The 13,122-nt window shown below is 67.3% G+C and carries 1 protein-coding gene; it reads left to right on the forward strand.

From position 1 onward, the window contains the following. Positions 1 to 653 precede the first annotated feature (653 nt). Positions 654 to 13,100, forward strand: a complete 12,447-nt coding sequence (locus tag QZ634_RS03495) for an Ig-like domain-containing protein (protein WP_291985614.1) — start codon at positions 654 to 656, stop codon at positions 13,098 to 13,100. The last annotated feature ends 22 nt before the right edge of the window (positions 13,101 to 13,122 follow it).

A 13,122-nucleotide genomic window follows, 5' to 3' on the forward strand; every position in this document is an offset into this window, starting at 1 on the left:
ATCAGACTTTCAGCGACCCCGGCAGCAGCGTGAAACCCTCGTGGGGGCGGGATTTCACCCGCTCCACACCGGTCCCCGCGTCGCCAAATCCGGACAGGTGTTCCCCAGCCACCGTCATTGCGAGGAGGCGTAGCCGACGCGGCAATCCAGTTCCACTCTCTGACTGCTGGTGCGCCTCAACGGCCAGGCGAGAAAACCTCGGGATTGCCGCGTCGGCTGCGCCTCCTCGCAATGACGTGCATGCCGTGGCGCCGCGTTTGCGACGACACTATCAGCAAGCTGGATAGCCGCTTGAGACCATGCCGTCGCCGTAATTCCTGGCTCCCATGCGGCGTGCCACTCGACACTGGCTGCGTGCCGGATCACGCGCTGCGCTGCCCTGTTCGGCCGGCCACGACAGCTCCTGCGCGGCGTTTGCCGGCGGCAGCGGGAGCAGGGCGGCGCTGACGCCAGTTGTCGCCAGCGCTCGATTTTTCCTCGAAATGGCGCCAAGTGCCTTAAAATGCTGGTTTTTGTGTGGTTGACGGGTTGATCGTCGCGGTACGGGTAGCACAATATCCCTGCCACGAAGACCCGAATGGCATGCGGGCTGTGCGGCCGTCAGGTGAATGCATCAGACGGTGGCAAGTCCTGCACGCCCGTAGAGGATCGCCATGACCAGAAATCGCCCCTCGCTTCCGCCCTGGTCGCCGCGCCGTCTGACGATGGCCCTCGAACCTCGTCACCTGTTCGACGGCGCGGCGCCGGTGGAAGTCGCCGCTGCCGTGCAGGACGACGGCGCTGCGGCCGTTCGCGATGCGCCGGCGCCGGCACCCGTCGAAGCGCCGCCACGCGAACTGATCGTCGTCGACAGCCGGCTGGCGCACAGCGTCGATGTTGAAAAGTTGCTCGCCGGCCCGGCGAAAGTGGTGGTACTCGACCCACACTCCGATGGTCTGGCGCAAATCGCCGCCGCGCTCGACGGTGAGCAGAACCTTGCTGCGATCCACATTCTCAGTCACGGCAGCCGCGAGGGCCTGCTCCTTGGGCTTGGTCTGGTCAATCAGAGCGAGTTGCAGCGGCAAGGCGCGCTGCTCGCGAGTATTGGTTCGGCGCTGAGCGCAGACGGCGACATCCTGCTCTATGGCTGCGATGTCGCCGCCGACAATCGCGCGTTCATCGACACCCTGGCCGGCTTGACGCACGCGGATGTTGCGGCGTCGGCCGACGCCACCGGCAGCGCCGCCCTGGGCGGCAACTGGGTTCTCGAAATGACCGCCGGTCCGATCGAGGCCCGCGCGCTTGCCCTGGTCGATTTCGAACACCTGCTGGCACCTCCGAGCATCGTCGATGGCGGTGGCGCGCGAACGACCGGCGAAGACACGCCGCTGGCCGTCACCGGCATCAGCATCGCCGACGCCGATGCCGGCGACATGCAGACCGTGACCCTGGTGGTGAGCGGCGGAACGATCACCCTGCACGCTGGAAGTGGGGCAAGCATTGCCGGCGACGGTAGCGCCAACCTTGTTTTTTCCGGCACGCTGACGCAGGTCAACACGGCCCTGGACGGCATGAGTTTTGCGCCGACTGCCGATTACTTTGGCGCCGCGAGCATCGCTGTGTATACCGACGACAGCGGCGACGGGAGCGGCAGCGTCGGGCCAACGACCGTCACGCTGACCGTGACGCCGGTCGACGACCTGCCGGCGGGCAGGGCAGACGCGATCGCCGTGACCGAAGACGCCACCGCCGCCGTCATGGGCAACGTGCTGGCCAACGACATCAACGTCGACGCCCCGATCGATACGCTCGGTGTCATCGCGCTGCGCACCGGCACGGTCGCTGCCGGCAGCGGCACCGCCGGCAGCGTCGGCAATCCGCTGCTCGGAAGCTATGGCAGCCTGACCGTGGGCGCCGATGGCGCCTACAGCTACAGCCTGAACAACACGCTGGCGACGGTGCAGGCGTTGGCCGCCGGCGACACCCTGACCGAGAACTTCACCTATACCCTCAGCGACGGCCACAGTACGGCGCAGGCCGACATCACGGTGACCGTGAGCGGCAACAACGACGCGCCCCGGATCGTCGGCACGCCAGCCATCCTGGTCGCCAGTTCGATTCCCGAGAACGCGACCAACGGCGAGAACCCCGGTACGCTGGTCAGTGCGCTGCTCAGCAACGTCGACGGTCATCGGGTGGTCAGCGACGTCGATGCCGGGACGGTTCTCGGTATCGCCATCTACGACAGCAACGTCAGCAATGGAATGACCGGCGTCTGGGAGTATTCACTCGATGGCGGTGGCAGCTGGACGTCGGCGGCACCGTTTTCGCCCACCGCCGCCTTGCTCCTGCCGGCGGCGGCAAGGCTGCGTTTCGTCGCCGACAGCAACGCCGACGACGGCAAGGAATCGGGAGTGGCCCGGATTTCCTATTACGCCTGGGACCGCAGCGACGGGGCAAGCGCCGGCGCCACGGCCAGCGTCGGTGCCAGCGAGCGTGGCGGTGCCCAGCCGTTCAGCACGGCCGGACTGGCCGCCGACTTCATCGTCACCGCGCGCAACGACGTTCCCACGCTGGTGCCGGTGGCGCTGGAGCTGAACGAAGGCAGCACGAGGACGATCACCATCACCGAGTTGCCGGTCGTCGACCAGGACAACGGTGTCGATCAGCTCACCTACCGTGTCGGGCTGCCGCTGGCCGGCAAGGGACAGTTGCTCAGGAACGGCATTGCGCTCAGTGTCGGCAGCATCTTTACCCAGAAGGACGTGCAGGACGGCAGGATCAGCTACCGGCATACCGGCAGCGAGTTATTTGCCGACGATAGCGACAGCGTCACCCTGACCCTGCGTGACGGCGCCGGCGGCGAGATTCCGGTCGCCCTGCCGATCATCATTCGCGACGTCAACGCGCAGATCGCCATCACCGGGACGACGCAAACGGTTGCCGAGCGGGTGGGCAGCGAGGCGAGCGACTTCACGGTGCTCAACCTCGGCTTGAGTGACGCCGATGGCGTGCCGAACGACATGACGCTGACCATCACCAGCCTGCCCGCGGCGGCGGTTGGTCGCCTGCAGTACTGGAACGGCAGCACTTATGTCGATGTCTTCGCCGGGCTGGAACTGACCGGTACGCAACTGGCCAACCGGCTGCACTTCATCTCCAGCGGTGCCGAACCGGCAGCCGTCAGCGGCAGTGATTTCGCGGGGCCGTACCAGCCGACCGCCAGTTTCACGGTCGTGGCCAGCGACAACAAGGCGCCGACCCCGAGCAGTGCAGCGGCCACTGTCACCCTGACCGTCGTCGCCCGCAATGACCCACCCACCCCGGTGACGCAGCTGCTTACCGCGCTGCAGGGGGGGCCGGCGGTGGCCATCACGCCCCAGTTCCTGACCAGCAGCGATCCGGACAGCGCCGCCGCCAACCGCGTATATACCGTGAACAGTTTCCCGCGCGCCGGCCTTCTGGAGCTGAACGGGGAGGTCATCGGCGTCGGCTCGACGTTCACCGAAGACGACCTGAGCTCGGGCCGGCTCACCTACACGCATGACGGGCGTGCCACCGATGGCCTGCCGTCGATCGCCGACGACAGCTTCGACTTTTCGGTCAACGACCGCGATGGGGGTGTCAGTACCGGTACGCTGGAAATCGACGTCAGCCCGACGGCGCCCACCGGTCCTGGTACCGGGGGTACGCTGCGCGGAATCACCGCCGAAGGTCTGTTCACCAGCATCGACAACGTCACCCTGGCCGGGTCGGACAGCTACACGCTGTCCGCCGTGCCGACATACGGCACGCTCTACCTCGATGGCGCCGCCCTTGCTGCGGGCAGCGGCAGCTTCAGCCAGGCGCAGCTCGACGATGGCAGGGTGGTCTATGTCAATAACGGAGCCGAACCGGCAGGCTACGGTACGCCCTACCGCGACGCTTTCACGGTCACCCGCAGCGGTGGCGCGGTCGCCGGCAGTTCGACCATCGCCCTGATCGTCACGCCGGTCAACGACGCACCGACGATTGCCCAGGGTAGCTCGAACGGTGGCAGCGTCATGGAAGCGAGTGCGGTTGGCGGCCTCGACGATCGCAACCTGACCGGGGTAACGAACGCCGTCAAGCTGACCAGCACCAATCTGCAGCACGTCGATCCGGACACCGATTCGGCTGCCCTGTCGTATGTCCTGGAGAGCGCTCCGCTCGGTGGCGACCTGCGCCACTGGAGTGGCGCGGCCTGGGTGGTGATTGCTCAGGGTGGCACTTTTGCGGCGTCCGAAGTGGCGGCGGGCAACATCGCCTATTTTCACAGCGCCGACTCCGAACTGCGCAGCGACTCGATCGTCGTCCACCTGCGCGACGGCGGTGTCGTGCAGGTGGGCGACGTCGCGTACTCGCCGATCCGCGAGCAGGGCTTCGTCACCGTCAGCGACGGCACGAATTCGCTCGCCATCAACAAGGGCGAGGTCGCCCGCAGCCCGAGTCGCACGGTGAGCTTCACGATCACCAACGTGAACGACGCGCCGCTTGCCTACGCTCGCAACTTCGTCGTTGACGAGGGCTACGACACCAATCTCGACGGCCACGACGACAACCTTGGGCGGATCCAGGTTCTCAACGCCAACATCCTGGCGGCCAGCGACAGCGACGACGACCTGGCCACTGCGACGTACACCATCGTCAGCCTGCCGCAGCGTGGCGCGCTCGAAATCGATCGTGGCGCGGGCTTCGTGCCGGTCATCGCCGGTGAGCAGTTCGACTACGCGCTGCTCACCGGCGGCAAGCTGCGCTACGTTCAGGACGGTTCGGACACCGTCCTCACCGACAGTTTCACCTGGCAACTGAACGACCCGGCCGGTCTCTTCAGCAATGTCGCCACGGTGAGCATCGACATCCTGCCAAAGAACGATCCGCCGGTGGTTTTCAACAACACCGGCGCGACAGTCCCCGAGGGTGGGGTGAGCCACATCACCTATTCGATGCTCGGTTCCGAGTTCCTCGTCGACACCGACACCGACAACACCAGTCGGCAGGCGCAGTTCCGCCTGACTGCGGCGGTTCAGAACGGCACGCTCTATCTCGACAAGCGCGGCGTCATCACCGCCCTGGGCGTTGGCGCCGCGTTCACCCTCGAGGACATTCAGAACGGCTATCTCAAGTATCGCCACAACGGCTCCGAGACGCCGTTGACCGATCATTTCGACTTCACGATTTCGGACGGCAGCGGCGACAACGAGCCAAGCGCCCGATTCAACATCACCATCCTGCCGGTCAACGACGCGCCGCAGCTTTCCGCGCTCAATCCGCTGACCTACTTCGAGGACGACGGCGCGACGCTGATCGACCCGGCGGTGAACTTCAACGACGTCGACCTGGCCAACGGCGCCAGCTACAACGCCGGCACGACGCTGACCATTGCCTATACCCTGGGCAGCGGCACCATTGGCGATCAGCTTTCGCTGCGCAACCAGGGTGCCGGCGCCAACCAGGTCGGCTTCAACGCCGGCAGCGGCGAAGTCAGCTACGCCGGCACCGTGATTGCGACGGTCAACCCTGCCGACAGCGCGACCAACGGCGCCAACGGCGCTCAGCTGGTGATCACCTTCAACGCCAGCGCCAACGTCGCGGCGGTCAAGGCGGTGCTGGAAAACCTGACTTTCCAGAACACCGACCTCGCCAACGCCTCGCAGCTTACCGCGCAGGCGACGCGTTCGCTGCGCTACACCTTCGTCGATGGCGGTGGCGCGGCCAGTCGTCAGGACGATGCCGGCACCACCCTGCAGGGCGTCGATACGGTCGTTGTCGATACCTCGATCATCGTCAAGCAGCGCAACGACGCGCCGGTAATGAACCCCGGCGACACCGTCCTGGCGCCGATCAGCGAAGACGAGACCAGCAACGGGCGCAGCCTCCGGGTGTCAACGCTGCTTGGCGGCAGCAGCGACGTCGACAACGGATTCCTGCAGGGCATCGCCATCAGCGGCCTGTCTTCCGGTAACGGTAGCTGGCAGGTTTCGCTCGACTCGAGCAACGGCAGCGACGGCGCGTGGACCGCCATCGGCAGCGTCTCGCCGAACAGCTCGCTGCTCCTCGACCCGAACGCCTGGGTGCGCTTCATTCCCGATGGCCGCAATGCGACCACGGCGAGTTTCACCTACCGCGCATGGGACCAGACCACCGGCAGCGTCGGTGGCCGCGCCAACAGCAGCCTGACCGGCGGCACCACCGCTTTCTCGATAGAAGACAACCTCGTCTCGCTGACCGTCACCGCCGTCAACGACGCGCCCGTGCTGGCCGACACCACACTGACCATGAGCGAGCGCGAGGACGCCGGTCCGCCGCTCGGCGAGGTTGGCACGCCGGTCTCCAACCTGCTCGGCGGGATCAGCGATTTCGACAACGGCGACCCGAAAGGCCTGGCGATCATCGGCGCCAATGCGTCCGCAGGCAGCTGGCACTTCAGCATCGACGGCGGAGCCAACTGGCTGCCGCTGGGCGACCCTTCGCCGACCAGCGCCGTCTTGCTCGCCCCCGACGCGCGCCTCTACTTCCAGCCGAACACGGACTACAACGGCCTGCAGGCGTCCGCCCTCAGCGTGCGCGCCTGGGACCAGAGCAGCGGCAGCAACGGCGCAAGCGGCGTCGACACGACTGCGGGAAGCGCCACGACGCGGGCTTTTTCGACGGCCACCGACAGCGTTGCGCTGACCGTGACGGCGCTCAACGATGCGCCGACGATCGCCAACGGCACGCCCTTCATCAACGCCGTCGGCGCCGCCAACGAGAACACCCCGATCGCCCTGGGGTCGATCTTCACCCTTGGCGATTCCGACCTGGCGCGTGCGGAAGGCAGCAACCTCGGGCAGATCACCCTCGCCGTGCCGCACGGCGCCTTCGTCCTCAACACCACGGGGGTGACGCTGACCGCCGGCAGCCAGGCGACCGACCGCGGCGCCGGCGACTGGGGCGGCGGCAGCAGCACGCTGACCTTTACCGGCACCCTGGCCCAGCTGCAGGCCGCCCTGAATACGGTCCAGTACGTGCCTGGAGACGACCCCGACGATTCCGAGACGATCAGCGTCAGCTTCGACGACCTGAACAACGCCGGGGCGGGTGCCGCCGGCGGGGGTTCCGACGTGCATAGCGTCAGCGCCAGCGTGCGCATCGACGGCATCACCGCGGTGAACGACGCGCCGACGATCAGCGCGCCGGCGACGGTAACGGCGAGCGAAGACGTCGCCTTCAGCTTCGCCAACAGCGTCAGCATCGCCGACCCCGACGCCCGCAACGCGGACGTCGAGGTGGTCCTGAGCATCCCGACGGGGAGCCTCACGCTGACTCCGGGCGCCACCGTGAGCACTGGGGTCGGTACCGGTACGGTGACCCTGCGCGGCACGGTGAGCCAGATCAACAGCGCACTGGCGACCCTCAGCTACACTTCCGCGCCCGACGCGAACAACCTCAACGTCAGCGACGTTGTGCCCCGCACCCTGACAATCACGGTCAGCGACCTCGGCAACAGCCCCGGCAACCCGGCCACGGCGGCCACGGCCAGCGCCAGCACGCTGATCAACCTGACGCCGGTCAATGACACGCCGACCCTGGACGTCGACCCGGCGGCCGGCGTCCAGGCCACCCGGGCGGTGACCACGACGGTCAACGAGAACGCCACCACGGTGATCGACGGCATCGTTCTCGCCGATCCCAGGGACAGCAACGATGGCGGCTACGGCAGCAACACCTTTGTCGTCATCACCGCCCTGCACGGCACCCTCGCGGTGGACGGATCGCCAGCAGGCGTGACGGCGTTCACCTCCGGTAGCCCGGGTGGACGCAGCATCACCCTTACCGGGAGCATCACCGCGATCAACGCCGCCATTGCCGCCGGCGATCTCAAATACACGCCGGACAGCAACTTCTCCGGCAACGACACGCTGAGCCTGCTGTTCGACGACGCCGGCAACAGTGGCGTCACCGGCAGCGATCCGACGACAGCTGCGGCGACCATCCCGCTGCTGGTCAGCGGCGTCAACGACGCACCGCTCTTTTCGGGCCTGGGTGGCTCGGTCGGCTTCACCGAAGACGGCACGCCGGTCGTCCTCGACCTGCTCGGCGACGGGCTCGCCAGCCTCACCGATCCCGAACTTGCCGGCTACGACAACTGGGGCGGCGCGGTGCTGACGCTGCAGCGCACCGGCGAGACGGGAAATCCGGGTGCCGCCAGCGACGATGTCTTCGGGCTGACCGGCAGCGGCAACGTCGGTGTCAACTTCAACGGCAACGAGGTGCGCATCGGCGCCGGCGTCGTCGGCAGCTTCACCCAGATCAACGGTGTGCTGAGCATCGCCTTTGGCGAAGCGACGACCACCGCGCAGGTCAATACGGTGTTGCAGGCCTTGACCTACGGCAACGGCAACGACAACCCGCCGACCCAGGTGACCATCGGCTACACGATCGACGACGGCAACACCGACAGCGGCACCCACCCGCAGGGAACGGGTGGCCCGCGCACCGGCAGCGCGTCGATCAGCGTCGGCATCACCGCCAACAACGACGCGCCGGTACTGACCGCCGCGGGCTCTCCCTTGACAGCGAGCTTCTTCGAAGACGACGGGGTTTTCGTCTCGGCGCTTCCGCCGGCGACGATCAGCGATCCGGAGCTGTCGGCCTTCGGCGGCGGCAACGGCGACTGGGGCGGCGCGATCCTCTCGGTCAATCGCGCCGGTGGCGCCAATGGCGACGACCTTTTCGGCGTCAGCGGCGGCGTCAATCTTGTCGGCGACAGGTTGCGCATCGGTACCCTCGAGGTGGGCAGCTTCACCAACGCCGGCGGCGTCTTTGCGGTCACCTTCGACCCCGGCACGACCAGCGTGCAGGTCCAGGTGGTGGCCGACGGGCTGACCTACAGCAACAGCCGCCAGAGCCTCGGCAATTCCCAGGACGAAATCATCGAACTGGTGTGGACGGTCAATGACGGCAACGCTGCGCTCGCCGGCGCGCAAGGCGAGGGCGGCCCCAAGCAGGGCTCGCTGCTCAGCAACGGCAACGGCAGCAGCATCACGCTGCGCGGGCGCAACGACGCGCCCGTGCTCGACCCGGCGACCGTGCGCGCGATCAGCGTTGCGGAAGACGATCCGCTACCGCTCGGCGGGACGGTCGGCACCGTCGTGGCGGACCTCGCCGCTGGCGTCAGCGACGTCGATATGAACCCGCTGCGCGGTGTCGCCATCACCGCGACCGACAACACGCTGGGCACCTGGCTGTACACCGTCGACGGGGGCGCGTCTTGGATCCCGATCGGCGCCGTTGGCGATGACCAGGCCCTGCTCCTGCGCGACAGCGACCGCGTCTACTTCCAGCCCAACCCCGACGGCAACGGCACGGTGGCCGCGGGCCTGACGCTGCGCGCCTGGGATCGGACCGCCGGCAACCCCGGCGACAAGGTGAACACCAGCGGTAGCAACAACGGCGGCAGCACGCCGTTTTCGACGGCCAGCGACAGCGTCGCCCTGACCGTTGGCGCGCAGAACGACGCGCCGACACGCCTGCTCGCCAATGTCGCCCTGCCGGCTTCGCTGGAAGACGCCACCAGCCCGAGCCAGGCGACGATCGCCAATCTGTTCAACGCCGCGTTCAGCGACGCGAAGGACAATCAGGGGGCTTTCACCGGCGGCTCGCTGGCCAACGGCCTGGCGGGCATCGTCATCACCGGCAACGCGGCTGCCAGCAGTGAAGGGAAGTGGCAATACCTGGCCGATGGCAACCCCGCGTGGACCGACATCCCGACGACGCTGACCGCCGCCGGCGGTCTCTTCCTGCCCGCCACGTACACGCTGCGCTTCCAGCCCGCCGCCGACTGGAACGGTAGCCCGGGCAGCCTGACCGTGCGCCTGGTCGACGACTCGGCGGGCGTCTTTCCGGCTGCCGGAAGCAGCGTCAATGTGGCCAACGACACGGCGCTTTCGGGCGGGACCACGCGCTACAGCGATAGCGCCAACGCGGTTTCGCTGGGCACCAGCATCGCCTCGGTCAATGATGCGCCGGCAGGCGCCGACAGGACGATTACCGCGATCGAGGACACCGCGTACTCGTTTCAGGCCGCCGACTTCACGTTCATCGACGCCCACGACAGCCCGCCCGACAGCTTTGCCGCAGTGCTGATCTCCACGCTTCCCGGCAGCGGCATTCTGCGCCTGTCCGGCACGCCGGTCACCGAAGGGCAATCGATCGCCGCCGCCGACATCGCCAATCTGACGTGGACGCCGCCGCTGGATGCCAATGGCCCCGCCGTGGCGAGCTTCACCTTCCGGGTCGTCGATGACGGCGGCAGGGTGAACGGCGGCATGGACACCGATCCCACTGCCAACACGATCACCTTTGCGGTCAGCGCCGTGGCGGACATCACCGACGACTCGGTCAGCACCCATAGCGCAGTGGCGCTGCGCTTCAATCCGCTCAGCGGCACCAACGGCGCCACCGCCGACAATTTCGAGAACCCGGCGGCGGCCATCACGGCCATTGGCAGCCCCGCTCACGGTAACGCCGTGCTCAATGGCGACGGGACCATCACCTATACCGCGACGCCGGGCTACGTCGGGGCGGACAGCTTCACCTATACGGTCAGCAGCGGTGGCGTCACCGAGACGGCGACGATCAGCGTCACGGTGACCAACGCCGTGCCGGTCGCCAATCCCGAGACGGCCAGTACGCTGGAAGACACGCCCGTCAGTGGCAACGTCCTGGCCAACGATACCGACAGCGACGCGGGCGACACGCTGACGGTGACCCGCTTCGTCGTTGACGGCGTCACCGTCGGCGTGCCGGCGGGCGCCATCGGGGGCAGCACTCTGATCGCCGGTGTCGGCAGCGTCACCGTGCGCGCCGACGGCAGCTATACCTTCACGCCGCTGGACAACTGGCACGGTAGCGTTCCGACGCTCACCTACACGCTGACCGATACGGCGGGTGCGACGGCGAGCAGCACGCTGGCGATCAACGTCGGCGACGTGAACGACCCACCGCTGGCCAACGACGACGCCTACGACACCACGGATACCGCCGGTCCGCCGGGCGGCACGCCGATCAACGGCAATGTGCTGGTCAATGACACCGACCCGGACGCCGGAACGACCTTGCAAGTGGTGGCCGTCAATGGCGGTGCGGGGTCGGTCGGCGGTGACACCAGCGGCAGCTTCGGTACCCTGACGCTGGCTGCCGATGGTCGCTTTTCCTACGCCATCGAGCGCAGCGATGCCAGCGTTCAGGCGTTGCTCCGCGGCCAATCGCTGACCGACACCTTCAGCTACACGATCAGCGATGGCGACGGCGGCACCAGTACGGCAACGCTCACCTTCACCATCCACGGCACCAACGACGCGCCGAGCGCCGGCAACGACAGCAACACCCTCGGCGAAGAACAGAGCGTCGCCAGTGGCAACGTGATCAGCGGGGCGAGGACCAGTGGCAGCGGGGTGAGCAGTATCGACCTCGCCGCACGCGATATCGATCCCGACGGCGACCCGCTGACGGTGGTCGGGATCATGCGTCCTGGCGGCAGCGCGGGAAGCATCGACCTGCCCCTGGCGGGCAGTTTTGGCGCCATCACCATTGCTGCCGACGGGAGCTACAGCTATGCCCTGGATAACGCCAACGTCGCCGTCCAGCGACTGCACGAGGGCGAGACGCTCAGCGAAAGCTTCGTCTACACGACCAGCGACGGTCGTGGCGCGCTGGTCGATGCGACGATCACCATCACCATCACCGGCAGCAACGACCAGCCGCTCGCCGTCGCCGACGTCAACCGCATCGACGAAGACGCGACGCTTACGGCCACCGGTAACGTGCTCGACAATGACAGCGACGTCGACAGCAACACCACGCTGAGCGTTGTCGCCGTCGCCGGTAGCGTTCCCGGGACGGTGAATGGCCGGACCAGCGGCAGCTACGGTACGCTCGCCCTGAATGGCGACGGCAGCTACAGCTACCGTATCGACAACGGCAACAGCGCCGTCCAGGCCCTTGGCGTCGGACAAACGCTGACCGACACCTTCAGCTATACCGTTTCCGACGGCGAGGGAGGTACGGCCACCACGACGCTGACCATTACCATCGACGGCCGGAACGAGGCGCCGGTGGCCGTTGCCGACACTGCGAGCACGGCCGCGGATACTGCCCTGAGCGGCAACGTTCTGGCCAACGACAGCGATCCGGATGGCAGCCACAGCCTCCTTGCGGTCACCCAGTTCGCGGTCAATGGCCTGGTCGTCGCCGTGCCGCCCGGCGCCGTCGGCGGCAGCCTGCTGATCGCCGGCGTGGGCACCCTTACCCTGAGGGCCGACGGGGATTACCGCTTTACGCCGCTGGCCGACTGGAGCGGTAGGGTGCCGACGGTGACCTACACCATTCGCGACGGCGCCGGTGCCACGGCCAGCAGCACCCTCGACATCACGGTCACGCCGGTCGCCGACTTCAGGGTTCCGCCGTACGTCCTGCAGGATAACGACGTGGCGCCGTGGCTGGAAGTCGACCGTGTCGACCGGATTTTCCGGCGCATCGAACAGTCCTTCGCTCCTGCCCACTATGTTCTGCAGCAGGTAAATCGGGCCCAGGCCTCGCTGGCCGAGGGGGTTGCCGCGCTGCTCGGCGTGTACGATGCACGCGAGACAGGCGACCTGCGCTCCTTGCTGCGCGACTTCGATCAGACGCTGATCCCGGGCCAGTTCGTCCTCAAGCAGGGGGTCGCGTTCTCACGGCAGTTGCTTGCCGAGTTGGCGCAGCGCGCGCGGGTGAACAGTCGCCTGGCCATCGGTGGCGAGAGCCTGTACGACGATTTCTCCATTTTTTCTCCGCTCAGGATCGCGGCGAATGCGGGCGGCGTCCAGGCGGACGCGGCAACGACAGCCATGCCAGCGCCTGCCGTCGAGGCGCCGGGGGGCGCGGAGGTGAGCGAGGGGATGGACGGGATGGACGGGATGGACGAAAGGGCCCGGGATGGCGGCAGCAATGCCATCGCCGTAGACGCTCTGCTCCCGCCCGTGCCGGCGGCGACCAGGCCGACGCCAGGCGCCGCAGCCCGATCGTTCAGCGAACAACTGCGACAGAGCCAGAGCGAGCGTCGTCGCCTGCCGCTCGCCTAGCCAACCGATTCTTCGAAAGACC

Source organism: Candidatus Accumulibacter sp. ACC007 (assembly GCF_907163205.1).
GTDB classification, from domain to species: Bacteria; Pseudomonadota; Gammaproteobacteria; order Burkholderiales; family Rhodocyclaceae; genus Accumulibacter; species Accumulibacter regalis.